This window comes from Pseudomonas sp. 3JA (assembly GCF_036961705.1).
Classification (GTDB): Bacteria; Pseudomonadota; Gammaproteobacteria; order Pseudomonadales; family Pseudomonadaceae; genus Aquipseudomonas; species Aquipseudomonas fluorescens_Q.
Map to the genome: position 1 here is coordinate 54,598 of NZ_JBAMDJ010000012.1, position 26,325 is coordinate 80,922.

The 26,325-nt window shown below is 62.3% G+C and carries 21 protein-coding genes; 10 read left to right on the plus strand and 11 right to left on the minus strand.

What is annotated here, in order from left to right; all coding sequences use genetic code 11:
* Positions 1-53: 53 nt before the first annotated feature.
* From V7773_RS11905 to V7773_RS11940, 8 genes are all read right to left on the minus strand, one after another.
* A complete protein-coding gene (locus V7773_RS11905) occupies positions 54-1,634 on the minus strand; it encodes an AAA family ATPase (RefSeq protein WP_092146782.1) in 1,581 nt (526 codons plus the stop codon).
* 9 nt (positions 1,635-1,643) lie between these two features.
* The gene (aroB, locus tag V7773_RS11910) at positions 1,644-2,744 is read right to left on the minus strand and encodes a 3-dehydroquinate synthase (protein ID WP_063323301.1); all 1,101 of its coding nucleotides are present in this window, start codon (positions 2,742-2,744) and stop codon (positions 1,644-1,646) included.
* A 178-nt stretch (positions 2,745-2,922) separates the two neighbouring features.
* Entirely contained in the window at positions 2,923-3,441 is a 519-nt protein-coding gene (aroK, locus tag V7773_RS11915; RefSeq protein WP_003196983.1) for a shikimate kinase AroK, read from the minus strand.
* Positions 3,442-3,445: 4 nt separating this feature from the next.
* Positions 3,446-5,536, minus strand: coding sequence for a type IV pilus secretin PilQ (gene pilQ / locus V7773_RS11920; protein WP_336073546.1), 2,091 nt, complete (start codon positions 5,534-5,536; stop codon positions 3,446-3,448).
* A gap of 13 nt (positions 5,537-5,549) precedes the next feature.
* Positions 5,550-6,077: a pilus assembly protein PilP gene (locus tag V7773_RS11925; RefSeq protein WP_336073547.1), complete on the minus strand. Its 528-nt coding sequence runs from the start codon at positions 6,075-6,077 to the stop codon at positions 5,550-5,552.
* Entirely contained in the window at positions 6,074-6,697 is a 624-nt protein-coding gene (pilO, locus tag V7773_RS11930; RefSeq protein ID WP_063323304.1) for a type 4a pilus biogenesis protein PilO, read from the minus strand. The genes V7773_RS11925 and pilO overlap by 4 nt, the downstream gene beginning before the upstream one ends.
* Complete coding sequence (locus V7773_RS11935; RefSeq protein ID WP_336073548.1) at positions 6,694-7,260, minus strand: PilN domain-containing protein; 567 nt, start codon at positions 7,258-7,260, stop codon at positions 6,694-6,696. The genes pilO and V7773_RS11935 overlap by 4 nt, the downstream gene beginning before the upstream one ends.
* On the minus strand, positions 7,260-8,324 hold the full coding sequence (locus tag V7773_RS11940; RefSeq protein WP_063323306.1) for a pilus assembly protein PilM: 1,065 nt from the start codon (positions 8,322-8,324) through the stop codon (positions 7,260-7,262). Before V7773_RS11940 ends, V7773_RS11935 begins: the two co-directional genes overlap by 1 nt.
* Positions 8,325-8,532: 208 nt before the next feature.
* Between V7773_RS11940 and V7773_RS11945 the strand changes: the two genes are divergently transcribed.
* Positions 8,533-10,977: a penicillin-binding protein 1A gene (locus V7773_RS11945; protein ID WP_170862058.1), complete on the plus strand. Its 2,445-nt coding sequence runs from the start codon at positions 8,533-8,535 to the stop codon at positions 10,975-10,977.
* A 223-nt stretch (positions 10,978-11,200) separates the two neighbouring features.
* On the opposite strand, the gene V7773_RS11950 is transcribed toward V7773_RS11945, so the two are convergent.
* The 3 genes from V7773_RS11950 to rpmE form a co-directional block, all read right to left on the minus strand.
* The gene (locus V7773_RS11950) at positions 11,201-12,469 is read right to left on the minus strand and encodes a malic enzyme-like NAD(P)-binding protein (protein ID WP_063323308.1); all 1,269 of its coding nucleotides are present in this window, start codon (positions 12,467-12,469) and stop codon (positions 11,201-11,203) included.
* A 184-nt stretch (positions 12,470-12,653) separates the two neighbouring features.
* Complete coding sequence (locus V7773_RS11955; protein WP_336073549.1) at positions 12,654-13,436, minus strand: thermonuclease family protein; 783 nt, start codon at positions 13,434-13,436, stop codon at positions 12,654-12,656.
* Positions 13,437-13,477: 41 nt separating this feature from the next.
* Entirely contained in the window at positions 13,478-13,702 is a 225-nt protein-coding gene (rpmE, locus tag V7773_RS11960) for a 50S ribosomal protein L31 (protein ID WP_003196965.1), read from the minus strand.
* A 289-nt stretch (positions 13,703-13,991) separates the two neighbouring features.
* Between rpmE and V7773_RS11965 the strand changes: the two genes are divergently transcribed.
* The 9 genes from V7773_RS11965 to phaC (V7773_RS12005) all read left to right on the plus strand — a co-directional run bounded on the left by V7773_RS11965 (position 13,992) and on the right by phaC (V7773_RS12005) (position 26,275).
* Positions 13,992-16,211 carry a primosomal protein N' gene (locus tag V7773_RS11965; protein ID WP_336073551.1) on the plus strand — a complete coding sequence of 740 codons (2,220 nt, stop codon included), beginning with the start codon at positions 13,992-13,994 and terminating at the stop codon, positions 16,209-16,211.
* 176 nt (positions 16,212-16,387) lie between these two features.
* On the plus strand, positions 16,388-18,124 hold the full coding sequence (gene argS / locus V7773_RS11970) for an arginine--tRNA ligase (protein WP_092146793.1): 1,737 nt from the start codon (positions 16,388-16,390) through the stop codon (positions 18,122-18,124).
* Between the two features lies 1 nt (position 18,125).
* The gene (locus V7773_RS11975; RefSeq protein WP_063323312.1) at positions 18,126-18,821 is read left to right on the plus strand and encodes an SPOR domain-containing protein; all 696 of its coding nucleotides are present in this window, start codon (positions 18,126-18,128) and stop codon (positions 18,819-18,821) included.
* A gap of 267 nt (positions 18,822-19,088) precedes the next feature.
* Positions 19,089-19,613 carry an ATP-dependent protease subunit HslV gene (gene hslV / locus V7773_RS11980; protein ID WP_265032891.1) on the plus strand — a complete coding sequence of 175 codons (525 nt, stop codon included), beginning with the start codon at positions 19,089-19,091 and terminating at the stop codon, positions 19,611-19,613.
* A gap of 54 nt (positions 19,614-19,667) precedes the next feature.
* Positions 19,668-21,005, plus strand: a complete 1,338-nt coding sequence (gene hslU / locus V7773_RS11985; protein WP_063323313.1) for an ATP-dependent protease ATPase subunit HslU — start codon at positions 19,668-19,670, stop codon at positions 21,003-21,005.
* Positions 21,006-21,191: 186 nt separating this feature from the next.
* Positions 21,192-21,569 (plus strand): gamma-butyrobetaine hydroxylase-like domain-containing protein, encoded by a 378-nt coding sequence (locus V7773_RS11990; RefSeq protein WP_063323314.1) that lies wholly within the window; start codon positions 21,192-21,194, stop codon positions 21,567-21,569.
* A gap of 278 nt (positions 21,570-21,847) precedes the next feature.
* Positions 21,848-23,527 (plus strand): class II poly(R)-hydroxyalkanoic acid synthase, encoded by a 1,680-nt coding sequence (gene phaC, locus V7773_RS11995; protein WP_092222305.1) that lies wholly within the window; start codon positions 21,848-21,850, stop codon positions 23,525-23,527.
* Between the two features lie 98 nt (positions 23,528-23,625).
* Positions 23,626-24,480 carry a poly(3-hydroxyalkanoate) depolymerase gene (phaZ, locus tag V7773_RS12000; RefSeq protein WP_336073554.1) on the plus strand — a complete coding sequence of 285 codons (855 nt, stop codon included), beginning with the start codon at positions 23,626-23,628 and terminating at the stop codon, positions 24,478-24,480.
* A gap of 112 nt (positions 24,481-24,592) precedes the next feature.
* On the plus strand, positions 24,593-26,275 hold the full coding sequence (phaC, locus tag V7773_RS12005; protein WP_336073555.1) for a class II poly(R)-hydroxyalkanoic acid synthase: 1,683 nt from the start codon (positions 24,593-24,595) through the stop codon (positions 26,273-26,275).
* The last annotated feature ends 50 nt before the right edge of the window (positions 26,276-26,325 follow it).

The following is a 26,325-nucleotide window of genomic DNA, read 5'->3' on the forward strand; positions in this document are numbered from 1 at the left end:
GCGGAAATTTTGAGGTTGCCGGGAGAGGCGGCCTGGGTAAGGCCGCCGAATCTTCAGCGAGTTGCTGCCAGTTCCTGTTGGACGCTGGCGACAGTGCGAGGCCAAGGTTTACCAGCCTGAACCTTCGCTGGCAAGGCCTTGATGGCGGAAACGGCTGCATCACGGTTGGCAAAGCTGCCGTAGGTGATGACATACAGCGGCTTGCCGTTGAGGACTTTCTTGAAATAGCGGTACTCGCCGCCCTGCTCCTTGACGAAGTTCTGTGCCGCGGCTTCGGAGCTGGTGCCGAGGATCTGCACTACGTAGTTGCCCGGTGCCTGGCCAGCGTACCAGCTACCGCCCGCGGTCTTGGCCGGGGCAGCAGCAGGCTTGGCTGCGGGCGCTGGTGCCGCCGGCTTGGCGGCAGGCGCTGGAACCGGGGCAGGCTTGGCGGTGGCCACCTGGGTGGGTGCCGGAGTCGGCTTGGCGGCCGGGGCAGGCGTCGGGGCAGGGCCGGCCGGCACGCCCACAGGCGGTGCGGTGGTGGTCACGGTCGGCGGCACGTCGCTGCTGTCGTCGACCGGTGGCGCTGCGCCGTCGTCGCCTTCGGTGATGCCACCGGCCGCTTCAGCCAACGGGCCACGCATGACCGGTTGCGACTGGCCGACCAGCGGCAGTGGCATCGGCTGGGTGTTGCCGGCGAATTCCACTGCCGGCGCACCCCCGTTGGGTTGCGGCGTCCCTTGGCCGAGAGGCAGTTGCGCCTGTTCGTTGGCAGGGGTACCCGTGGTAGGCGCCTTGGTGCGCCCCGGCATCAGCCAGGCGGCGGCAACCGCGACCACGACGACGGCGGAAATTGCCAATACGTGTTTCTTCGGCATGTTGAACCCCATACTTGGACGCTTCACCGCTGAGCGGCTGGCAATCATGACTTCGATCAGAGCATCGCGGGCGACCTGGTTGATGTTGCCAGGCCAACCGTCGGAGCTTTCGTGAATCTCAGAGATCTGATCGGCGGTGAAAAGTTCGATACCCCGGCCCGCCCCCTCAAGACGCTGGGCCAGGTATTCACGCGTTTCTTCCTCGGTGTAGGGCGCCAACTCGATGACGTGGAAGCGCTCTTCCTCAAGGTTCAATTGCTCCAGATCAGCGATCAGCGACGACTCACCGAACAGGAACACATGAGGGCGACCCTCTGGCGCTCCGGCCGCCAAGGCCAGCAGGGCCTCGAGGGCCGACTCGTCGAGCTGCTCGGCATCGTCCACCAGCAGATAGACTTCCTGCCCGGTCAGCGCCAGTTGCACGATCTGATCGAGAACTGCACCGATTTCGGCCTGCGCGACGTTCAGCGCCTGGGCCACCTGACGCAATATACCGGCTGCATCGCCGGCGCCACGGGCCGATACCACCACGCTTTGCACGGACTGCTTGTTGGTGCTGGCCACCAGGGCCTGGCGCAGCAAGGTCTTGCCGCTACCCTGGGGACCGGTGACCACCAGCAGCAACTGGCTGTAGCGCGCCAGGTGATGCAACTGGCCCAGTACCGGCTTGCGCTGTGCAGGAAAGAACTTGAAGCCCGGGACCCGCGGTGCGAAAGGGTCATGACTCAATTGGAAATGGCCGAGGAAAGCCTCGTCGGCATGCAAACTAGTCATCGGATCTTATTAACCTTTAAGCTGAGCCAGGGCGCGGTAGTCCGCTCCCAGCGTGGCCTGTAGAACTTCTTTCGGATAATCGTCGGTCACCACCGCTTCGCCCATGTGGCGCAGCAGCACCAGACGCAGACGACCGTCGATCACTTTTTTGTCGATTGCCATGTGTTCAAGAAAATCCGCCTCGGTCATTTCTTCAGGCGGAACCACCGGCAGCCCGGCGCGCTGGAACAGACGGATACCGCGATCGCGCTCCTGTTCACTGATCCAGCCCAGGCGCGCAGACATCTCCAGGGCCATGACCGTACCGGCCGCAACGGCCTCGCCATGCAGCCAGACGCCATAGCCCATGTGGGTTTCGATGGCATGGCCAAAGGTGTGGCCCAGGTTGAGCGTGGCACGCACTCCCGATTCACGCTCATCGGCCCCCACCACGGCGGCCTTCGCGGCGCAGGAGCGTTCGATGGCGTAGGTCAGGGCTGCTTGATCGAGTGCGCGCAGGCGGTCGACGTTCTCTTCTAGCCAGCCCAGGAACGGCTCGTCGCAGATCAGCCCGTACTTGATGACTTCCGCCAACCCGGCAGACAGTTCGCGAGCCGGCAGGGTATTGAGGGTGGCGGTGTCGATCAGCACCACATTGGGCTGATAGAAAGCACCGACCATGTTCTTGCCCAGCGGATGGTTGATCCCGGTCTTGCCGCCCACCGACGAGTCGACTTGCGACAGCAGCGTGGTGGGGATCTGGATGAAATCGACGCCGCGTTGATAGCAGGCGGCTGCAAAACCGGCCATGTCGCCGATCACACCGCCACCCAAGGCAAGCACCGTGGTGCGGCGATCGTGGCGCGCAGTCAGCAGGCCATCGAAGATAAGTTGCAGGGTTTCCCAGTTCTTGAAGGCTTCGCCGTCGGGCAATACCACGGAAATGACCGAGAAGGCCGACAGGCTGCGGGTCAGACGTTCCAGATACAGGGGCGCGACGGTTTCATTGGAAATGATCGCTACTTGCCGCCCGGCGATATGCGGCGCCAGCAGTTCGGGCTGGTCCAGCAGGCCCTCGCCAATATGAATCGGGTAGCTGCGCTCGCCCAGGTCGACCTTAAGTGTCTGCATGTGTCCCCACAGTAAAGATGGAATCAGGCGTCCTGCCTGCGATTAACGAAATGCCCAACGGGGATAAATCCCCTCGCCACAGGTCCCAAGAGCTTGGCTTGCCGTCATTAATGGCTATCCGCCACGCCTCGGACGGGTTCCGACGGGACGTCGAGGATAGCGCATTTCGCCAAGCGCATTAACGGGGAGGCAGTTGCTGAAGGCGATCGAGAATGTCCAGCACCACCATCCGCGGCGGCCGCTCGTCGGTTTCCACCACCAGGTCGGCGATCTCCCGATACAGCGGATCACGCAGCTCCAGAAGGTCCCGCAGGGTCTTGGCCGGGTCGGCGGTGCGCAACAGCGGGCGGTTGCGATCCCGAGCGGTGCGACCCACCTGCTGCTCGACAGAAGCATGCAGATAGACCACTCGTCCGCCGGCATGCAGCGCCCGACGGTTGGCTTCGCGCATCACCGCGCCGCCACCGGTGGCGAGCACCACGCCATCGAACGCGCACAGCTCGGCGATCATCGCCTGCTCACGGTCACGAAAGCCCGGCTCGCCTTCCTTGTCGAAAATCCATGGGATATTGGCGCCCGTGCGCAATTCAATTTCCTTGTCGGAATCTTTGAACGGCAGGCGCAGCTCTTTGGCCAGCAAACGGCCGATGGTGCTTTTTCCAGCGCCCATCGGCCCAACAAGAATCAAATTTCGCACAGAATCAACGACTCACAGCAATCGCCTGGTTATTCATGATACGCGGAGTGAGGAACACCAGCAGCTCGGATTTGCTATCCGAAACCACATCACGCCGGAAAAGGCGGCCAAGATACGGCACATCGCCAAGAAATGGCACCTTATCTACAACCTTGCTCTGAGTATTTGAGAAAACCCCGCCAATCACAATGGTCTCGCCATCATTGACCAGGACCTTGGCATTGACCTCGTTTTTCTTGATCGGCGGCACATCATTCACCTTGTTCAGGTAGTCCGGCTCATCCTTGGTGACCTTGACCTCCATGATGATCCGGTTGTCTGGAGTGATCTGCGGGGTCACCTCCAGCGACAGTGAAGCCTCCTTGAACGACACCGACGTCGCACCGCTGGAGCTGGCTTCCTGATAAGGAATTTCCGTGCCCTTGAGGATCTTTGCCGTCTCCTTGTCGGACGTCACCACCTTGGGCTGGGAGACGATCTCCCCGTTGCCGGTCTTCTCCATGGCCGTCAGTTCAAGGTCCAGCAATACGTTGTCGGTGATGAAGGCAATGCCAATGCCCGAGGTATTGCCCGAGGCGCCCAGGTCGACGAACGGCTGGTTGGTGCTGGTGCTACCCGGCGTGCCGACAGTGGTTGAATCGCCCGTGGTAACCCCCGAGGAACTCCAGTTGCCCTTGTTTTGAATCGAACCGCCCCAACGCACGCCCAGGCTTTTGTCGTAGTCGACGTTAGCCTCGACAATCCGCGCCTCGATCATCACCTGGCGCACCGGAATATCCAGTTGCGCCACGATCCGGCGCAGTTCGTCGAGACGGTCCTGGGTCTGGTAGGCAATGATGTTGTTGGTTCGCTCATCGACCGTGATCGTGCCGCGCTCATCGGCTTTCGCCTCGGCGCTGGTCACCGACTGGAACAGCTTGGCGATGTCCGTCGCCTTCGCATAGTTGACCTGCAACAGCTCACGCCGCAGCGGCGCCAGGTCGGCAATCTGCTTCTGCGACTCCAGTTCCTGGCGCTCACGGGCGGCAATTTCATCGGCCGGAGCCACCAACAGCACGTTGCCGACCTTGCGTTTGTCCAACCCCTTGGTCTTGAGCACCAGGTCGAGCGCCTGGTCCCAGGGCACATTCTGCAACCGCAGGGTGATGCCACCCTGCACCGTGTCGCTGGCCACGAGGTTCAGGTTGGTAAAATCGGCAATCAGTTGCAGGACCGAACGCACCTCGATGTCCTGGAAGTTGAGCGAGAGCTTCTCGCCACTGTAGGCCGCCCGGTCGGCGTTACGTTTTTGCAGGTCGTCGACGGTCATGGGCCGGACGCTGACGGTGAGCTTGTTGTCGGTCTGGTAGGTCGAGTAGTCGAAAGTCCCGCTGGGTTCGATGCTGATGGTCGCCCGGTCGCTGCCGGCGCTGGCATTGACGAATTGCACCGGGGTAGCGAAGTCCTTGACGTCCAGGCGCACCCGCAGCGGCTCGGGCAACTGCGTCCTGGCGAAATTGAGGATGATCTTGCCTTCGCGCTCCTGGATGTCCGGGGCGATGGACGGATCAGACAGATCGATCACCACGTTGCCTTCGCCCTGGGTCCCGCGTTGGAAGTCCACCCCACGGATCGCCTTGCCCACCGGCCCACTGGCCCTCGCAGGCGCAGCGCTGGCAACCGCCGGGCGCGGGGGCTGAGTGGTGGAGTTCTTCGGAGCAGTGCTCTTCGGGGCGGCGCCCTTGCCAACCACCACGAACAGGTTGTTACCTTCGATCCGGGTGTCATATGGCGCCAGTTGGGTAAGGCCGATAATCAACCGAGTACGATCCCCAGCCTCGACCACAGTGGCGCTGCGTGCATTGCCCCCGCCCAGGTCGTGGCGCTTGCTGGAAAGTTGATTGGTCACGCCCGGCAGGTCCAGTGCAATCCGGGCCGGTTGTTCGGTGGTGTAGCCCCGGGGTGGTGGCGGCGGCCCGTCGAAGGTGAGCTTCAACTCGACACGGTCCCCCGGCAACGCCGCCACATCCAGCGTCTTCAGGCTGGCCCCAAGAACCATCGGCGACAACAGCGCTATCCATAGCGAAATACCGAGGGCTGAAAAAAACCTGTTCATTGTTCGAATTCCACTATGAATGCTCTTTCAAAGGAATGGTCCGTGGTCGCTCCAGCCAGGCACCCTCGCCATCGGGAACGATTTCGACCACATCGACCTGGGTGGCACTGATGCTGACGATCCGCCCGTCGTTACGCCCCAGATAGTCACCGACCTTGAGCCGATGCACCCCGCCCGCGCCCCGCAGGAGCGCGAAGGAGCCACTGACATTGGAGATCGTACCGACCATTTCGAACTGCTCGATGTTGAAGCCTTCCAGGTACTGTTTGACCCGGTTCGGATCGGGCCGGACATTGCGCGAGCCCCGCTGCCGTTCAGCCTGGTCCACGCGAACCTGCCGGGAAAACGGGCTGCGCAGGTTGGCGGCACTGTAGGTAAAGGTTTCGTAGGGCCTGAACGTCGGCGTCGGCTCGATCTTGCCGGGTGGCCGCAGACGCACTTCGTTCATGTAGGCGTCCAGGTCGCTGAAACCGTTGTCGCTGTCGCAGCCCGCCAGCGCAACCAGGCCTGCCAGCAGGCAGATACGACACAGCGGCCTCATGGTTGCGCCTCCTGCTCGTTGTACCGGTAGGTCTTGGCCTGGATGCTCATGCGCAGCTTCGCGCCGGCCTCGGGCTCCATCGGTGCGATCTCGAAATCGTGCAGCGTGACAATCCGGGGCAGCCCCGCCACCCCACTGACGAACGTCGCCAGGTCGTGGTAGCCGCCGGTCACGGTGATCTGGATCGGCAACTCGATGTAGAACGGCTGGGTGACTTCCGGCAGCAGCTTGATTTCCTCGAACTCCAGGCCACTGCCCAGGCCGGTGCGAGTAATGTCTTCCAGCAGGCCTGGCACTTCGGTATCGCTGGGCAATTGCCGCAACAGCACACCAAAAGACATTTCCATCTGCTTCATCTGCTCGGTGTAGCGCTCCAGGTTCGCAGCCATGTGGGCCTTGCCCGCGAATTGCGCCTTGAGGGTGTTTTCTTCCTCGCGCACCTGCTGCAACTGGTTCTCCAGGTCGCTCAAGGCAAAGTTATAGCCCAGCCCCAGCACCAGGACCACCAGCAGGACACCCGACAGCCACTTGATCGGCGCGGGCCAGGAACCGATGTTGTTGGTGTCCAGGTCACTGAGATCGATCTTGCGCAGTGCGTCGAACCACTCCCCTGGCTTCATTGGGCGTCCTCCGCATCGGCCGGGCGAGTCTGGCGAACCGTCAGCTGGAAGACGTTGGCCTGGTCGAGCTGCCCAGCGGTGGTAGCCTTGACCTCCGTCAGGCTGGGCGTGTCGAACAGGTCCGACGAGTCCAGGTTGCGCATCAGGTCCGAGACCCGGTTGTTCGATTCCGCGGCCCCCTTGATCAAGAGCGTCCGCTCTTCCATCTTCACTTCAGTGAAATACACCCCGTCCGGCAGGGTCCGCACCAATTGGTCGAAGATGCGCCCGCTGACCGGCCGGTTACCTTGCAAGTCCTGGATGATGCGCATGCGCTCCACCAATTGCTGGCGACGGGCCTTCAATTCGCTGATCTGCTTAATGCGTTCGTCCAGCACGGCGATCTGCTGGGAGAGATGGCTATTGCGAGCGACCTGATGGTCGATGGCGCTGTCGAAGTACCGGACCGCGACCAGGACCACGCCGACCGCACCGACCAGCGCCCCCACCAAGGCCAGCAAAAAGCGTTTACGCCGTTCTTCACGCAGCTCTTCGCGCCATGGAAGCAGGTTGATCCGCGCCATCAGTCGAAACTCCTGAGGGCCAGCCCACAGGCAATCATCAGTGCCGGCGCATCACCGGCCAGGGCGCCGGCATTGACCTTGCTGCTCAGGGCCATGTTGGTAAAGGGGTTGGCCACCTGGGTCGGCGTGCCCAGGCGCTGCTCGATCAGCCGATCCAGGCCGGCCACCGAAGCCGTGCCCCCGGCCAGCAAAATGTGGTCCACCGCACTGTACTGGCCCGAGGCGAAGAAGAACTGCAAGGACCGCGAGACCTGCTGTACCAGGGCCTCGCGAAAAGGTTGCAGCACTTCGCTGAGATAGTCGTCCGGCAGGCCACCCTGCTTCTTTGCCAGGCCGGCCTGTTCGGGTGTCAGACCATAGCGACGCTGAATTTCCTCGGTCAGTTGGCGACCGCCGAACAATTGTTCGCGGGTATAGATGATGCGCCCGTTGTGCAGCACGCTAAGGGTGGTCATGGTGGCGCCGATGTCGACAACCGCCACAGTCAGCCGTTCCTGAGAGGCAGCCAGTTGCTTGGCGAGCAGGCCGAAAGCACGCTCTAGCGCATAAGCTTCCACATCGACCACCCGGGCCGTCAGCCCGGCGAGCGCCAACGCGGCCTCGCGGACCTCGACGTTTTCCTTGCGGCACGCCGCCAGCAGCACTTCGACGCGCTCGGCACTGCGTGGCGAAACACCCATGACTTCGAAATCAATGGCCACCTCATCCAGGGGATAGGGGATGTATTGATCGGCCTCGATCTTGAGCTGGTTTTCCATGTCATCGTCGGACAGCCCGGCGTCCATCTCGATGGTCTTGGTGATCACCGCCGAACCCGCAACGGCCACGGCCACGCCACGCAAGGGTGTCCGGGCCTTGGCCAACAGACGCGACAACGCCTGCCCCACCCCTTCGAGCTCGGCGATGTTCTTCTCGACCACGGCGTTGGCTGGCAACGGTTCGACCGCGTAGGACTCGACGCGGTATCGGTCGCCCTGGCGGCTCAACTCCAGCAGCTTCACCGACGTCGAACTGATGTCGATCCCCAGAAGCGCATGGGCTTTTTTATTGAAGAGTCGTAGCACTACCAATTCCCTATGACTATCCGTGAGTTACGGACTCTCTAATATGCATTGCGTTCAATCACACCGGTCCGACGGACGTCCGGATGGCATTCCCGACGAAAAAAAATGCTTATAATGCCCAGCGTTTTTTTTCGCTTTGTTGCAAGCACGGGTCCATCCCTGCACCTGGCGCCTTTTTCATTCTTTGCCTGGATATCCAAAAGCCTTGATTCGTCTGCTGAAATTTTTCGGATGGTCCATCGTCGCCGTTTTCTGCGGACTGCTCTTGGGCCTGAGCGGTGCCTTTCTTTACCTTAGTCCGGGATTGCCGTCCGTGGAGGCGCTGAGAAGTATTCAGTTGCAGATTCCTTTGCGGGTGTACAGCAGCGACAACAAATTGATCGCCGAATTTGGCGAAATGCGCCGCACGCCGATCCGTTTCGCCGACATTCCCCCCAATTTCATCAATGCGTTACTAAGTGCTGAAGACGATAACTTCGCCAATCACTACGGCGTCGACCCGGGCAGCCTGATGCGCGCCGCCAGCCAGTTGATCAAGAGCGGCCACATCCAGTCCGGCGGCAGCACCATCACCATGCAGGTGGCCAAGAACTTCTTCCTGACCAGCGAGCGCAGCTTCTCGCGCAAGACCACCGAGATCCTCCTGGCCCTGCAAATCGAGCGGCAGCTGACCAAGGATGAAATCCTCGAGCTGTACGTGAACAAGATTTACCTGGGCAACCGCGCCTACGGCATCGAGGCGGCGGCGCAGGTGTATTACGGCAAGTCGATCCGCGACGTGAGCCTGGCACAGATGGCGATGATCGCCGGCCTGCCCAAGGCACCCTCGCGCTTCAACCCGCTGGCCAACCCGGCACGCAGCAAGGAACGTCGCGACTGGATCCTGGGGCGCATGTACAAGCTCGGCAAGATCAGCGAGGCCGACTACACCGCCGCGATCAATGAACCGCTGAACGCCAGCTATCACGTACCGACACCGGAAGTGAACGCCCCGTATATCGCCGAGATGGCCCGTGCCGAGATGGTTGGGCGCTATGGCAGCGACGCTTACACCGAAGGTTTCCGCGTGACCACCACGGTGCCGAGCAACTTGCAGGAAATGGCCAACACCGCGCTGCACGAAGGCTTGATGACCTACGACCAGCGCCACGGCTATCGTGGCCCTGAATCGCGCCTGCCGGGCAAGACCAAGGAAGCCTGGGCCCTGGAGCTGACCAAGCAGCGCACCATCAGCAGCCTGGAGCCGGCGATCGTCACGTCGGTGGACAAGGACGGCATCAAGGTGCTGACCCGTAACGGCGAACAGGAGGAACACGTGGCCTGGGACACCATGAAATGGGCTCGGCCGTTCCTCAATACCAACAGCATGGGCGCCAACCCACGGCAACCGTCCGACGTTGCCCAGGTCGGCGACCTGATCCGCGTCCAGCGCCAGGCGGACAACACGCTCAAGTTCAGCCAGATCCCGGCCGCCCAAGGCGCACTGGTGTCCCTCGACCCGCAGGACGGTGCCATCCGTTCGCTGGTGGGTGGCTTCGCCTTCGAGCAAAGCAACTACAACCGCGCGTTGCAGGCCAAGCGCCAACCGGGCTCGAGCTTCAAGCCGTTCGTCTACAGCGCCGCCCTGGACAACGGCTACACCGCCGCCAGCCTGGTGAACGACGCGCCGATCGTGTTCGTCGATGAGTACCTGGACAAGGTCTGGCGTCCGAAGAACGACACCAATACGTTCCTTGGCCCGATCCGCCTGCGCGAAGCGCTGTACAAGTCCCGTAACCTGGTATCGATCCGCCTGCTGCAGGCATTGGGTGTGGACCGCACCATCGACTACATCAGCAAGTTCGGCTTCAACAAGCAGGACCTGCCGCGCAACCTGTCCCTGGCCCTGGGCACCGCGACCTTGACGCCGATGGAAATCGCCACCGGCTGGAGTACGTTCGCCAACGGCGGGTACAAGATCACTCCGTACATCATCGACAAGATCGAAAGCCGCAACGGCGAGACGCTGTTCGTCGCCAACCCGCCACGCGTTCCCACGGGTGAGCAGGCCAGCGATGGCCTCGCCGCCCCATCCACCGAGACGTTTACGGTCAATGCGACGCCGGGCGAAGCCACCACGGCCCCAGGCCTGCCCCAGGCGCCCGCCATCGCGGAGCGCATTGTCGATGGCCGCACCACCTACATCCTCAACAGCATGCTGCAGGACGTGATCAAGCTCGGCACCGGCCGTCGCGCCCTGGCCCTGGGCCGCACCGACCTGGCCGGCAAGACCGGTACCACCAACGAATCCAAGGACGCCTGGTTCTCCGGCTACAACGCCGATTACGTGACCACCGTCTGGACCGGTTTCGACCAACCCGAAAGCCTGGGTCGCCGCGAGTTCGGCGGTACCGTGGCGCTGCCGATCTGGATGAGCTACATGGGCGCCGCCCTCAAGGACAAGCCGCCGCACACCCAGCCGGAGCCGGAAGGCATCCTCAGCCTGCGGGTCGACCCGGTCAGCGGCCGTGCGGCCACGCCAGGCACCCCAGGGGCGTACTTCGAACTGTTCAAGAGCGAAGACACCCCGCCATCGGTCAACGAGCTGGGCAATGGCGTCGCACCGGGCAGCCCGCTGCCAGCGGACGAAGCGGCGCCGATCGATCTGTTCTAAGCAACAACAGCACACCAACCTGTGGCGAGGGAGCTTGCTCCCGCTCGGTTGCGCAGCGACCGCAAGTTTTTGGGGCCGCTTCGCAGCCCAGCGGGAGCAAGCTCCCTCGCCACAGGTTATCTGGCTTCCCTGAAGAACCATGTCGCCCCAGACAATTTCCGCAGGACAATAAAAAACCCCGACTCGCAAGAGCCGGGGTTTTTCGTTGAAGCGCTACAACGGCTTAGCCGTTGAACACGTCATCCACGCTCTTGAGCGGGTAGTTCTTCGGATACGGCAGGGTCGCCACGCCAGTCTCGATGGCGGCCTTGGCCACGGCGTCGGAGATCAGGGTGATCAGGCGGGCGTCCATTGGTTTCGGGATGATGTACTCACGACCGAATTCCAGCTTGATGCCGCCGTAGGCGTCGCACACTTCCTGAGGCACCGGCAGCTTGGCCAGTTCGCGCAGGGCGTTGGCGGCCGCGACTTTCATTTCTTCGTTGATGCGCTTGGCGCGAACGTCCAGGGCACCGCGGAAGATGAACGGGAAGCCCAGTACGTTGTTGACCTGGTTCGGGTAGTCCGAACGGCCGGTGGCCATGATCACGTCATTACGAGTGGCGTGAGCCAGTTCCGGGGCGATTTCCGGGTCCGGGTTCGAGCACGCGAACACGATTGGGTTCGGCGCCATGCGCAGCAGGTTTTCCGGGCTCAGCAGGTTCGGACCCGACAGGCCGACGAACACGTCGGCACCGTCCAGCGCGTCCGCCAGGGAGCGCTTGTCGGTCGCGTGGGCAAACACGGCCTTGTACTGGTTCAGGTCGTCACGGCCGGAGTGGATCACACCGGTACGGTCGACCATGAAGATGTTTTCGATCTTGGCGCCCATGCTCACCAGCAACTTCATGCAGGAGATGGCCGCAGCGCCAGCGCCGAGGCAGACGATCTTGGCTTCCGGCAGGGTCTTGCCGGCGATTTCCAGGGCGTTGATCATGCCGGCCGCAGTAACGATCGCGGTGCCGTGCTGGTCATCGTGGAATACCGGAATGTCGCACTGTTCGATCAGGGCGCGCTCGATCTCAAAGCACTCAGGTGCCTTGATGTCTTCCAGGTTGATGCCGCCGAAGGTAATGGAGATGCGCTTGACGGTGTCGATGAAGGCTTGCGGGCTCTCGGAATCGACTTCGATGTCGAATACGTCGATACCGGCGAAGCGCTTGAACAGCACGCCCTTGCCTTCCATGACTGGCTTGGAAGCCAATGGGCCGAGATTACCCAGGCCGAGAATCGCGGTGCCATCGGAAATGACTGCAACCAGGTTGCCTTTACCGGTGTATTTGTAGGCCAGTTCAGGGTCGCGAGCGATTTCGCGGACTGGTTCGGCTACGCCGGGGCTGTAGGCCAGCGACAAGTCGCGAGCAGTAGCGGTGGCCTTGGTGAGCTCGACACTCAGCTTCCCTGGACGAGGATTAGCGTGATATTCGAGAGCGGCAGTTTTCAGATCAGACATGTGGGCATTCCGCTTTTTACTGTGTTGGACAGACGGACCGCCGAGGATACGCGCCTCGCAAAGTCCCCACAAGACTGACCAGTCACTGCTGTCAAGCGCCCTGCCCTACGACTTTGGGCCAAGAGCCACGAAACACAAGGGCCACATGCATACAATCCACTGACAAAATGTCTACAATTTTTTCTTACAAGACCGCTTGCAGCATGGCAGGATCGGTCAGCGGCAACATCCATCGCGCCTGCCCGGCCTTGTGGCCGCCGCGTCGGGCGCGATCGACGACCCAGCCACGGGCCTCGATTTTTCGGCCCTTTAGCCGCTTCAGGGCCGAGGCGTCGAAGCGTCTTTGCACACCGGGCGCAATGTGCAGGACAACTGACCCCTGCAATTCAATCCAGATGCCACCGCGATTGCGCTGCACGTTTTCGACACGTCCGCTCATCAGCACAAAACCGGGCGCATTGATTTGCTCCGCTCGCACGACGGGCGATTTTTTCCAGAGGCCGGATCCGGCTTGCCGCGCATGACGTTCAGCCATTTGCTGGCATCTGACCAGGTCGACGTTCGGCGCGACCGCCACCAGAAACCCCAGCCCCTCGGCAATCAACCGTTCCTCGAGGTTCTCGCCCTGGGCGTTGTAGACATGGGCCAGTGTGCGACCGTAATCATCGCGGTCATCCTTGCCAGGCAACACGCCCACCCGGCCATCACTGGCGGCTACCAGGGCTTCGAGTCGCTGACGCGCCGCCACGGCGAACGGTTCGTCGGCGCGGCCTCGCTTGCCCAGTTCAGGGCTGTTGAGACCGATCATCCGAATGCGCCGGCCATCCTCCAGGTACAAGGTATCGCCGTCCACCACCCGTTGCACCGCCACTTGGGGCAGGTTGCCCGGCGAAGGACAGGACGCCTGGGCACCACCGAGGCAAATCGCGGACACAAAAAAGGCGCCCGCAAGGGACGCCTTTTTCATCAGTCTGGAGCGGTCGAAACGACCATCCAAAATGATCAGCCTCAGGCTTTTGGAGTAACTTTGCCGAAAGCACCGAAACGATCGGCGAACTTCTGAACACGACCGCCGGTATCCAGAGTCTTTTGCTTGCCGGTGTAGAACGGGTGGCATTCGTTGCAAACGTCGATCGCCAGGGCTTTGCCGTAGGTCGAACGCGTTTCGAACTTGTTGCCGCAGCTGCAGGTTACGGCAATTACTGGGTATTCCGGATGGATATCGGTTTTCATGCTGTTTTCCTCAGGCTAGCGTGCCGCCACCCAACACTATTGTTGAATACCGCACGTAATTAGGCCGCGGATTCTACCAGACAACATCAATCACGCAAGCTATGACTTGTACCAACCGTCTGCTAGGCTCGCGGCCTCAAGCACAATCCCTGTGGGAGAGAGCTTGCTCGCGATAGCGGTGGGTCAGTTGCAGTGATGCTGGCTGTGCCACAGCCATCGCGAGCAAGCTCGCTCCCACATTGAATCGTGTTCAGCCTTGCGAACTTGTCCGCCTATCGAGATCCCCCGCGTGCCCGACGCCATCCTGCGCCTCGCCCTGCCTTCGCCGCTGCGCCGCCTGTTCGACTACCGCGCCCCGGCCGGAGTCCTGCGCGCCCAGTTGCAGCCGGGCATGCGCCTGCGGGTGCCGTTCGGCCGGCGGGAGATGATCGGCATCCTGGTGGAGGTCACCGACCACAGCGAGGTCCCGGTCGACAAGCTCAAACCAGCCCTGGCCCTGCTCGATGCCACGCCACCACTGCCCGCCGCGCTGTTCAAGTTGTGCCTGTGGACGTCCCAGTATTACCAGCACAGCCTCGGCGACACCCTGAGTTGGGCGCTGCCGGTGCTGCTGCGCCAAGGCGAACCGGCCGAGGCGCGCCAGGAGCGGTTCTGGTCGGTGGCGCCCGGCGCCTCGCTGGACGATCCACGCATCGCCCGCGCCCCGCGCCAGCGCGAGGCCTTGGCGACCCTGGCCCAACATCCCCACGGCGTGGCGCACCAATTGTTGAGCAAACTGATGCTCAGCAAGGACAGCCTGGACCTGTTGCTGGCCAAGGACCTGGTCCAGGTGGAAGTACGCAGGCATGCCCCCGGCGCCCGCCATGAACATTGGCTGGCCCAGCCGGAACTGCCGCTCAACGCCGAACAGCGAGCCGCTTGCGAAGCGATTCGCGCAGGTTTCGACAGTTATCACGCCTTTCTGCTGGCAGGTGTCACCGGCAGCGGCAAGACCGAGGTCTACCTGCAACTGATCCGCCAGACCCTGGAGGCCGGCAAGCAGGCGCTGGTGCTGATTCCGGAAATCAACCTCGGCCCGCAAACCCTGGCGCGCTTCGAACAGCGCTTCAACGCCCGGATCGCCCTGGTGCACTCAGCGGTCAACGACCGCGAACGCCTGGAGGCCTGGCTCGCCGCCCGGGACGGCGAGGCCGATATCATCATCGGCACCCGTTCGGCCCTGTTCACACCGATGAAGAACCCCGGCCTGATCATCATCGACGAAGAGCACGACGGTTCCTATAAACAGCAGGAAGGCCTGCGCTACCACGCCCGCGACCTCGCGCTGGTGCGCGCCCGCCAGGAAAACATTCCCATCGTGCTCGGCTCGGCCACGCCATCGCTGGAAAGCCTGCACAACGCCTATACCGGTCGCTACGGCCTGCTGCGCCTCAATGAGCGGGCCGGCGGCGCCAAGCAACCGCGCTTCCTGCGCCTGGACGTGAAAAGCCGCCCGCTGGACAGCGGTATTTCCGGGCCGATGCAGCAAGCCATCGGCCAGACCCTGGCTGCCGGGCAACAGGTCCTGGTGTTCCTCAATCGCCGCGGTTTTGCCCCGACCCTGTTGTGCCACGACTGCGGCTGGATGTCTGGTTGTGAGCGTTGCGATGCGCGGATGACCGTGCATCAACGCCATGGCGAGTTGCGTTGCCACCATTGCGGCCACGTCGAGCGCGTGCCAAGGCATTGCCCGCAGTGCGGCAAAGTGGACTTGCGCCCGGTCGGCGCCGGCACCGAACGCGCCGAAGAACGGCTGGGCATCCTGTTCCCCGATTACCCGGTACTGCGGGTGGATCGCGACAGCACTTCGCGCAAAGATGCGATGAACCAGTTGTTCGCAACGATCCAGAAGGGCCAGCCGTGCATCCTGGTGGGCACGCAAATGCTCGCCAAGGGGCACCACTTCCCACGGGTCACGCTGGTGTCGATCCTCGACGCCGATGGCGGACTGTTTTCCGGTGATTTCCGCGCCAGCGAGCGCATGGCACAGTTGATCGTCCAGGTCGCAGGCCGGGCCGGGCGGGCCGAGGAGCCGGGCAAAGTGATCATCCAGACCCACCTGGCCGATCATCCGTTGCTGATCCAACTGACCGAGCAAGGTTATTTCGCCTTCGCCGAACAGGCCTTGAGTGAACGGCGCAGCGCCGGCCTGCCGCCGTTTGCCCATCTGGCGCTGTTGCGGGCTGAGGCCCACAAGCCGGGGCAGGCCGAAGCGTTCCTTGATGAGGCCTGCGGCGAGGCAGAGCGCTTGCTGGCGGAGCAGAACCTCACCGGCATCGAACTCTTAGGCCCGGTGCCGGCGCCGATGGAACGGCGGGCGGGGCGCTATCGAGCCCAGCTTTTACTACAGGCCAATGCCCGGGCGCCGTTGCATCGGCTATTGAGTGCCTGGCTACTGGTGCTGGAGCAGATGCCCAGTGGACGGGCAGTGCGTTGGTCGCTGGATGTGGATCCGGTGGATTTGTACTGAATGGACCGCAAGCCGGCCCCCTGTGGGATCGCGTGCGTCCAGGCCAGCAAGAATAGTCACCACACATCCCCAACCGACCCGCTACAGTTGGCAAGCTCGTCCGGGCCACGGATAATGCCCAGTTTTTCCACCAGCGCATCGAAGCGCCGCCGCGCCTGCGGTTGAAAGAGAAGACCATGAAAGACACCATTCGCCAGCTCATCCAGCAAGCCATCGCCCAACTCGTCACTGAAGGTGTGCTGCCAGAAGGCCTGTCGCCGGCGATTCAGGTCGAAAATACCCGCGACAAGACCCACGGCGACTTCGCCAGCAACATCGCGATGATGCTCGCCAAGCCGGCCGGCATGAAACCGCGGGACTTGGCGGAGAAAATCATCGCCGCGCTGCCGGCCGACGAGAACGTCAGCAAGGCCGACATTGCCGGCCCCGGGTTCATCAATTTCTTCCAGAACACCCAGGCCCTGGCCTCGCGCCTGGACGCGGCCCTGGCCGACGAGCGCATTGGCGTGCGCAAGGCCGGTCCGTTGCAGCGCACCGTGGTCGACCTCTCGGCGCCCAACCTGGCCAAGGAAATGCACGTCGGCCATCTGCGCTCGACCATCATCGGCGACGGCGTGGCGCGGGTCCTGGAGTTTCTCGGCGACACCGTGATCCGTCAGAACCACGTTGGCGACTGGGGCACCCAGTTCGGCATGCTGATGGCCTACCTTCAGGAAAACCCCATTACCAGCGATGAACTGTCGGACCTGGAGAACTTCTACCGCGCCGCCAAGCAACGCTTCGACGAGTCGCCCGAGTTCGCCGACCGTGCCCGGGGCCTGGTGGTCAAGCTGCAAGCCGGCGATGCCGAGTGCCTGGCGCTGTGGAGCAAGTTCAAGGACATCTCCCTGTCCCACTGCCAGAAAATCTACGAGTTGCTGAACGTCAAATTGACCATGGCCGACGTGATGGGCGAAAGCGCCTACAACGACGACCTGATCAACGTGGTCAACGACCTCAAGGCCAAGGGCATGCTGGTGGAAAGCAACGGCGCCCAGTGCGTGTTCCTCGACCAGTTCAAGACCGCCGATGGCGAGCCGTTGCCGGTGATCATCGTCAAGGCCGATGGTGGCTATCTCTACGCCACCACCGACCTGGCAGCCGTGCGCTACCGTAACAGCGTGCTCAAGGCCGATCGGGTGCTGTACTTCGTCGACCAGCGCCAGGCTCTGCACTTCCAGCAAGTGTTCGAAGTCGCACGCCTGGCCGGTTTCGTGACCCATCCAATGGAGATGGAGCACATGGGCTTCGGCACCATGAACGGCGCCGACGGCCGCCCATTCAAGACCCGCGATGGCGGCACGGTGAAGCTGATCGACCTGCTGACCGAAGCCCAGGATCGCGCCTACACCCTGGTCAAGGGCAAGAACCCCGAGCTGGCCGAAGACGAACTGCGCAAGATCGCCAAGGTCGTGGGCATCGACGCGGTGAAATACGCCGACCTGTCCAAGCACCGCACCAGCGACTACAGCTTCAACTTCGACCTGATGCTCAACTTCGAAGGCAACACCGCGCCGTACCTGCTGTACGCCTACACCCGCGTGGCGGGGGTGTTCCGCAAGCTCGGCAAAAGCTTCAATGAAGTGGACGGCCAGATTGTGCTCCAGGCCCCTCACGAACAGGAGCTGGCGGCGAAGCTGGCGCAGTTCGGTGAAGTGTTGAATAACGTCGCCGACAAGGGCACGCCGCACACCCTGTGCGCCTACCTGTACGATGTCGCCGGGCTGTTCTCCAGCTTCTACGAGAACTGCCCGATCCTCAACGCGCAAACCCCAGAGCAAATGCAGAGCCGCCTGCGCCTCGCCGCGCTGACCGGGCGTACGCTCAAGCAAGGCCTGGAACTGCTGGGCCTGGAAACCCTGGAGCGCATGTAAGTTGGCAGCCAAGAAAAAACCTGCACCCAAACGCGGCGCCAGTCGTTACCAGCCTCCAGCCAAAAAACCGATTCCGGGCTGGTTGTGGATGGCCATCGGCCTGACCGTCGGCGCTTTCATTGTGTTTCTGATGAAGCTGGAGCCGGGCCAGGGCGATGACGTCAAGCGCGTCCGGCAAGAGCAGCAGAAAGCCACGCGGATCGCCGAGGCCAACAAGACTCCGCCGAGCCCAACGCAACCGGTGAAGCCGAAGTACGACTTCTACACCTTGCTGCCGGAATCGGAAGTCATCGTGCCGCCCGAAGCCGTACCGGAGAAAACCCTGCCGACGCCGCAAGTGCCCACCACGCCGGTGACCCCGGCCGAAGCGGCGAAGATCGACACCGCCCGCGCCCAGGCGGCCCTGGCCGGCATCACGCCGCCGCCCGCCCCACCGGTGCAGAAAGCCGCGCCGGTGACCAAGTTCTTCCTGCAAGCCGGTTCGTTCCGCAAGGAAGCCGACGCCGACAAGGTGCGGGCGCAGATCATTCTGCTGGGTCAGTCCGTGGCGGTGGAGTCCGGCACCGTGAAGGACGAAACCTGGTACCGGGTACTGGTCGGGCCGTTCAGCAACCGCGAAGAACTGACCAAGGCCCAGAAACAATTGGCCGGCAGCGGTTTCAGCAACCTGTTGTTACAACAACGCCAGAGCCGCTGATCTCGTCAAGGACACCTGTGGCTGTGGGGCTTTTGTGGCGAGGGAGCTTGCTCCCGCTGGGCTGCGCAGCAGCCCCAACAGCTTGGGACCGCTACGCGCTCCAGCGGGAGCAAGCTCCCTCGCCACAGTGAATGCCGTTGCCACAAACCTGATCGGCAACCCGGGACACCACTCATCCCCTCCTCCACCCCACAGTTGAAAAACCCCGCGTCACCCCCATATGAGTTCCATCCGGGCATTTTCGCCCCGCTGCGTGGAGACTCTCCCTTGACCACCATCGTTTCAGTCCGCCGTCATGGCAAAGTCGTCATGGGCGGCGACGGCCAGGTTTCACTGGGCAACACCGTGATGAAAGGCAACGCGAAGAAAGTCCGCCGCCTGTATCACGGCGAAGTCATCGCCGGTTTCGCCGGGGCCACTGCCGACGCCTTCACGTTATTCGAACGTTTCGAAGGCCAACTTGAGAAACACCAGGGCCATCTGGTCCGAGCCGCCGTGGAACTGGCCAAGGAATGGCGCACCGACCGTTCCCTGAGCCGCCTCGAAGCCATGCTTGCGGTCGCCAACAAGGAGGCCTCACTGATCATCACCGGCAACGGTGACGTGGTTGAACCCGAGGATGGCCTGATCGCCATGGGTTCCGGCGGCGCCTATGCCCAGGCTGCTGCCAGCGCCCTGCTGAAAAAGACCGACCTGTCGGCCCGCGAAATCGTCGAGACTGCCTTGGGCATTGCCGGCGACATCTGTGTCTTCACCAATCACAACCAGACCATTGAGGAGCAGGACGAATAAGTCTGTTCCGGCCCAGCGCCACGGCTCATTCCTGCTCGAGGACCGTCAATTACCATGTCCATGACTCCCCGCGAAATCGTCCACGAACTCAACCGCCATATCATCGGCCAGGACGATGCCAAGCGCGCCGTCGCCATCGCCCTGCGTAACCGCTGGCGCCGGATGCAATTGCCCGAAGAACTGCGCGTCGAAGTGACCCCCAAGAACATCCTGATGATCGGCCCGACCGGTGTCGGTAAAACCGAAATCGCCCGGCGCCTGGCCAAACTCGCCAACGCGCCGTTCATCAAGGTCGAAGCCACCAAATTCACCGAAGTCGGCTATGTCGGCCGCGACGTCGAGTCGATCATCCGTGACCTGGCCGATGCCGCCATCAAGCTGCTGCGCGAACAGGAAATCACCAAGGTCCGCCACCGCGCCGAAGACGCCGCCGAAGAGCGCATCCTCGACGCCCTGCTGCCGCCGGCGCGCATGGGCTTCAACGCCGACGCCGCCGCGACCCAGGACTCCAACACCCGCCAACTGTTCCGCAAGCGCCTGCGCGAAGGCCAGCTGGACGACAAGGAAATCGAGATCGAAGTGGCCGAAATGGCCGGCGTCGATATTTCCGCGCCGCCAGGCATGGAAGAGATGACCAATCAGTTGCAGAGCCTGTTCGCCAACATGGGCAAGGGCAAGAAGAAAAACCGCAAGCTCAAGGTCAAGGAAGCGCTGAAACTGGTGCGCGACGAAGAAGCCAGCCGCCTGGTCAACGAAGAAGAGTTGAAGGCCAAGGCGCTGGAGGCGGTCGAGCAACATGGCATCGTGTTCATCGATGAAATCGACAAGGTCGCCAAGCGCGGCAATGTCGGCGGTGCCGATGTGTCCCGCGAAGGTGTACAACGCGACCTGCTGCCGCTGATCGAAGGCTGCACGGTCAACACCAAGCTGGGCATGGTCAAGACCGACCATATCCTGTTCATCGCCTCCGGTGCGTTCCACCTGAGCAAGCCGAGCGACCTGGTGCCAGAGCTGCAGGGTCGCCTGCCGATCCGTGTCGAGCTCAAGGCGCTGACGCCGGAAGACTTCGAACGCATCCTCAGCGAGCCCCACGCGTCCCTGACCGAACAGTATTGCGCGCTGCTCAAGACCGAAGGCCTGAACATCGAGTTCACCCCGGAAGGCATCAAGCGCCTGGCCCAGATCGCCTGGCAGGTCAACGAGAAGACCGAGAACATCGGTGCCCGTCGCCTGCACACGTTGCTCGAACGCCTGCTCGAGGAAGTCTCGTTCAGCGCCGGCGACCTGGCGAGCGCCCACAACGAAGCGCCGATCCTCATCGACGCCGAGTACGTCAACAGCCACCTGGGTGAATTGGCGCAGAACGAAGATCTGTCGCGGTATATCCTGTAGGCCACACGCTGTGTGAGCGGGCTCCTGTGGCGAGGGAGCTTGCTCCCGCTGGGTCGCGAAGCGGCCCCAAAAACCCGACTCCGGCGGATTATCGGGAGTCTTTTGGGAGGGCTTCGCCCTCCAGCGGGAGCAAGCTCCCTCGCCACGGATCGCTCATGCAAGGCGTCACGAAACGGACGATCTGCCATGACCAAACTCCCCACCGCCATCAACCTGCACAAAGCCTCCAAGACCCTGACGCTCAAATACGCGCCGGACGAGGAGTATCACTTGCCCGCCGAGTTCCTGCGGGTGCACTCGCCTTCCGCCGAGGTCCAGGGCCACGGCAAACCCATCCTGCAATACGGCAAGCTCAACGTTGCACTGATCAAGGTCGAACCGGCCGGCCAATACGCACTGAAACTGACCTTCGACGACGGCCACGACAGCGGGCTGTTCACCTGGGACTATCTCTACCAGTTGGCGGTGCGTCAGGAAGACTTGTGGAACGATTATCTTGGCGAACTCAAGGCCGCCGGAAAAACCCGCGACCCGGACGAGTCCGTCGTCAAGCTGATGCTCTAACTCAGGGGCTGGCGCTTTAGGGCGATTTTTCTAGACTCATCTGCTTGAATGCCCGCGCAGCAACGTCAATGACTGGCCTGCTTGCGAAAAAAATTAAACTCGGGTAACCAATGGAGCTGGCAAGTTACCTGCAAAGGAACCGCCGAGTTCCTGGCATACGTTTCCTCATTGGCCCTCGATGCGGAATTAATGGTCACCCGAGCAGCGTACCTGGTATTGGCTGTGTGGCTTCATGGCTCGATCCGGGTACTCGTCTGAAGGACAATGGAGCGTCGTAGATGAGCAACAAGAACAACGATGACCTGAAGTATCAAGCCTCGGAAAATACCCTGGGGTTGAATCCCGTCGTCGGCTTGCGCAGGAAAGATCTGCTGGCCTCTGCCCGCATGGTGCTGACCCAGGCCATCAAACAACCGCTGCACAGCGTCAAGCACGTCGCCCATTTCGGCGTCGAACTCAAGAATGTCCTGTTCGGCAAATCCGAACTGCAGCCGGCCGGCGACGACCGTCGCTTCGCTGACCCGGCGTGGAGCCAGAACCCACTCTACAAACGCTACTTGCAAACCTACCTGGCGTGGCGCAAGGAGCTGCACGCCTGGATCGACGACAGCAACCTCTCGCCCGCGGACATCAGCCGCGGGCATTTCGTGATCAACCTGATGACCGAAGCCATGGCCCCGACCAACTCGGCGGCCAACCCGGCAGCAGTCAAGCGCTTCTTCGAAACCGGCGGCAAGAGCCTGCTCGATGGCCTGTCCCACCTGGCCAAGGACCTGGTGCACAACGGCGGGATGCCGAGCCAGGTCGACATGGGCGCGTTCGAGGTCGGCAAGAGCCTGGGCGTGACCGAAGGCGCCGTGGTGTTTCGCAACGACGTGCTGGAGCTGATCCAGTACCGCCCCATCACCGAGCAGGTCCACGAGCGACCGCTGCTGGTGGTACCGCCACAAATCAACAAGTTCTATGTATTCGACCTGAGCCCGGACAAGAGCCTGGCGCGCTTCTGCCTGCGCAGCAACGTGCAGACCTTCATCGTCAGTTGGCGCAACCCCACCAAGGAGCAGCGCGAGTGGGGCCTGTCGACCTACATCGAGGCGCTCAAGGAAGCGGTGGACGTGGTCACGGCCATCACCGGCAGCAAGGACGTGAACATGCTCGGCGCCTGCTCGGGCGGCATCACCTGCACCGCGCTGCTGGGCCATTACGCCGCCCTAGGCGAGAAAAAGGTCAATGCGCTGACCCTGCTGGTCAGCGTGCTCGACACCACCCTGGACACCGACGTGGCGTTGTTCGTCGACGAACAGACCCTGGAAGCGGCCAAGCGCCATTCCTACCAGGCCGGTGTACTCGAAGGTCGCGACATGGCCAAGGTGTTCGCCTGGATGCGCCCCAACGACTTGATCTGGAACTACTGGGTCAACAATTATCTGTTGGGCAACGAGCCGCCCGTGTTCGACATCCTGTTCTGGAACAACGACACCACGAGGCTGCCAGCGGCGTTCCACGGCGACCTCATCGAAATGTTCAAGAACAATCCACTGATCCGTCCCAATGCACTGGAAGTGTGCGGCACGCCCATCGATCTCAAGCAGGTCTCCGCCGACATCTTCTCCCTGGCCGGCACCAACGACCACATCACGCCGTGGAAGTCCTGCTACAAGTCGGCACAGCTGTTTGGTGGCAAGGTGGAGTTCGTGCTGTCGAGCAGCGGCCATATCCAGAGCATCCTCAACCCGCCAGGCAATCCCAAGTCGCGCTACATGACCAGTGATGACATGCCAGCCAAGGCCGAGGATTGGCAGGAGAATTCAACCAAGCACACCGACTCCTGGTGGCTGCACTGGCAGGCCTGGCAGGCCGAGCGCTCGGGCAAACTGAAAAAAGCCCCGACCGTGCTGGGCAACAAGGCCTACCCGGCCGGCGAAGCGGCGCCCGGCACTTATGTGCATGAAAGATAGCTGCAAGCTTCAAGCTTCAAGCTTCAAGCGCCTTAACTTGCAGCTTGAAACTTGAAGCTTGATGCTGCTTTTCCACTTCTCCACCCCAGGGCTTGAGCATGCCGCAACCGTACATCTTCCGTACCGTCGATCTGGATGGCCAGACCTTGCGCACCGCGGTACGTCCCGGCAAGCCTCACTTGACGCCGCTGCTGATTTTCAACGGCATCGGCGCCAACCTCGAGCTGGTGTTCCCGTTCATCCAGGCCCTGGACCCGGACCTGGAAGTCATCGCCTTTGACGTACCCGGTGTCGGCGGCTCATCGACGCCCACCCGACCGTATCGTTTTCCTGGCCTGGCCAAACTCACCGCGCGAATGCTCGATTACCTGGACTACGGGCAGGTCAATGTGATCGGCGTGTCCTGGGGGGGCGCCCTGGCCCAGCAGTTCGCCCATGACTACCCCGAGCGCTGCAAGAAGCTGGTACTGGCGGCCACGGCGGCCGGGGCGGTGATGGTGCCGGGTAAACCGAAGGTGCTGTGGATGATGGCCAGCCCCCGGCGCTACGTTCAACCTTCCCATGTGATGCGTATCGCCCCACTGATCTACGGCGGTTCGTTCCGTCGCGACCCGAGCCTGGCGGCCAGCCATGCGGCCAAGGTTCGTTCGGCGGGCAAGCTCGGTTATTACTGGCAACTGTTCGCCGGCCTGGGCTGGACCAGCATCCACTGGCTGCACAAGATCCACCAGCCGACCCTGGTGCTGGCTGGCGACGATGACCCGCTGATCCCGCTGATCAACATGCGCATGCTGGCCTGGCGCATTCCCAACGCCCAATTGCACATCATCGATGACGGCCATCTGTTCCTGATCACCCGGGCCGAGGCGGTGGCGCCGATCATCATGAAATTCCTGGAGGAAGAACGTCAGCGTGCGGTGATGCATCCGCACCCCTCACCACTGGGCGGCTGAAACCGCCCATTAGCGCCTGGCAGGACGCCGGACCGCGCAGCGACCCGAAACAGCGACTATGTTGTCTGGTTCGGTGTGTTTGTTTTTAGCCTGATGACGAAGGAGTTGACTCATGCGCGACAAACCGGCGAAGGGTTCCATGCCCGCCCCTGCCAGCTTCATCAACGCACAAAGTGCGGTCACCGGCCTGCGTGGCAGGGACCTGCTGTCCACCTTGCGCAGCGTTGCCGTACACGGCTTGCGCAACCCGGTGCACAGTGCCCGGCATGCGCTGAAGCTGGGCGGTCAACTGGGCCGAGTGCTGCTGGGGGAGACCCTGCACCCCACCAACCCCAACGACCAGCGTTTCGCCGACCCCACCTGGCAGCTCAATCCGTTCTACCGCCGCAGCCTGCAGGCCTACCTGAGCTGGCAGAAACAGGTGACGAGCTGGATCGACGAAAGCACCATGAGCCAGGATGACCGCGCCCGCGCCCACTTCGCCTTCGCCCTGCTCAACGACGCCGTTTCGCCGTCCAACACCTTGCTCAACCCGCTGGCGGTCAAGGAGCTGTTCAACTCCGGCGGCACCAGCCTGGTTCGAGGCCTCAGCCATCTGGTGGATGACCTGCTGCACAACGACGGGTTGCCGCGACAAACCACGCCCCATGCCTTTGAAGTCGGCAAGACCCTGGCAACCACCCCTGGCGCGGTGGTATTTCGCAACGAATTGCTCGAGCTGATCCAGTACCGGTCCATGAGCGAAAAGCAATACGCCAAGCCGTTGCTGATCGTGCCGCCGCAGATCAACAAGTTCTATATTTTCGACCTGAGCCCTTCCAACAGCTTCGTCCAGTACGCCCTGAAAAACGGTTTGCAAGTTTTCATCATCAGTTGGCGCAACCCTGACGTACGCCACCGCGAATGGGGCCTGTCCAGCTACGTCGAGGCCGTGGAAGAGGCCATGAACGTCTGCCGGGCGATCACCGGCGCCCGCGAGGTCAACCTGATGGGCGCCTGCGCCGGAGGCATGACCATCGCCGCCCTGCAAGGCCATCTGCAAGCCAAGCGCCAGTTGCGTCGGGTCGCCAGTGCCACGTACCTGGTGAGCCTGCTGGACAGCCAGATCGATAGCCCGGCCACGCTGTTCATCGACGAGCAGACTCTCGAAGCCGCCAAGCGCCGTTCCTACCAGAAAGGCATCCTCGATGGCCGCGACCTGGCCCGGGTGTTTGCCTGGATGCGCCCCAACGATCTGATCTGGACTTACTTCATCAACAACTATCTGCTGGGCAAGGAGCCGCCGGCCTTCGACATCCTCTACTGGAACAACGACTGCACCCGCCTGCCGGCGGCTTACCACGGCGACCTGCTGGACTTCTTCAAGCACAACCCACTGACCCATCCCGGCGGTCTGGAAGTGTGTGGCACACCTATCGACCTGCAGAAAGTAACGGTGGACAGCTTCAGTGTGGGCGGCATAAATGACCACATCACACCGTGGGACGCGGTGTATCGCTCGACCCTGTTGCTCGGTGGCGAAAAGCGCTTCGTGCTCTCCAACAGCGGCCACGTCCAGAGCATCCTCAACCCGCCGGGCAACCCCAAGGCCAACTTCATCGAAAGCGCAAAATTGAGCAGCGACCCACGGGCCTGGTACTACGACGCCAAACACGTCGAAGGCAGCTGGTGGCCCCAATGGCTGGGCTGGATCCAGGAGCGTTCCGGCGCCCAGCACGAAACTCAGATGACCTTGGGCAACGCGAACTATCCGCCTCTGGACGCAGCTCCCGGTACCTATGTCCGCGTGCGCTGAAGCACCTTACCCCACGGCCAGGCGATTGGCCGTGGCATGACTTGATCATT

Bases quoted from the DNA above. Each gene is read 5' to 3' on its own strand.
- V7773_RS11935 (WP_336073548.1), bottom strand. From the start codon at position 7,260: ATGGCGCGGATCAACCTGCTTCCATGGCGCGAAGAGCTGCGTGAAGAA.
- V7773_RS11990 (WP_063323314.1), top strand. From the start codon at position 21,192: ATGACCAAACTCCCCACCGCCATCAACCTGCACAAAGCCTCCAAGACC.
- phaC (WP_092222305.1), top strand. From the start codon at position 21,848: ATGAGCAACAAGAACAACGATGACCTGAAGTATCAAGCCTCGGAAAAT.
- pilO (WP_063323304.1), bottom strand. From the start codon at position 6,697: ATGAAGCCAGGGGAGTGGTTCGACGCACTGCGCAAGATCGATCTCAGT.
- V7773_RS11955 (WP_336073549.1), bottom strand. From the start codon at position 13,436: ATGAAAAAGGCGTCCCTTGCGGGCGCCTTTTTTGTGTCCGCGATTTGC.
- V7773_RS11925 (WP_336073547.1), bottom strand. From the start codon at position 6,077: ATGAGGCCGCTGTGTCGTATCTGCCTGCTGGCAGGCCTGGTTGCGCTG.
- phaZ (WP_336073554.1), top strand. From the start codon at position 23,626: ATGCCGCAACCGTACATCTTCCGTACCGTCGATCTGGATGGCCAGACC.
- V7773_RS11950 (WP_063323308.1), bottom strand. From the start codon at position 12,469: ATGTCTGATCTGAAAACTGCCGCTCTCGAATATCACGCTAATCCTCGT.
- aroB (WP_063323301.1), bottom strand. From the start codon at position 2,744: ATGCAGACACTTAAGGTCGACCTGGGCGAGCGCAGCTACCCGATTCAT.
- rpmE (WP_003196965.1), bottom strand. From the start codon at position 13,702: ATGAAAACCGATATCCATCCGGAATACCCAGTAATTGCCGTAACCTGC.
- argS (WP_092146793.1), top strand. From the start codon at position 16,388: ATGAAAGACACCATTCGCCAGCTCATCCAGCAAGCCATCGCCCAACTC.
- pilQ (WP_336073546.1), bottom strand. From the start codon at position 5,536: ATGAACAGGTTTTTTTCAGCCCTCGGTATTTCGCTATGGATAGCGCTG.
- phaC (WP_336073555.1), top strand. From the start codon at position 24,593: ATGCGCGACAAACCGGCGAAGGGTTCCATGCCCGCCCCTGCCAGCTTC.
- hslU (WP_063323313.1), top strand. From the start codon at position 19,668: ATGTCCATGACTCCCCGCGAAATCGTCCACGAACTCAACCGCCATATC.
- V7773_RS11905 (WP_092146782.1), bottom strand. From the start codon at position 1,634: ATGACTAGTTTGCATGCCGACGAGGCTTTCCTCGGCCATTTCCAATTG.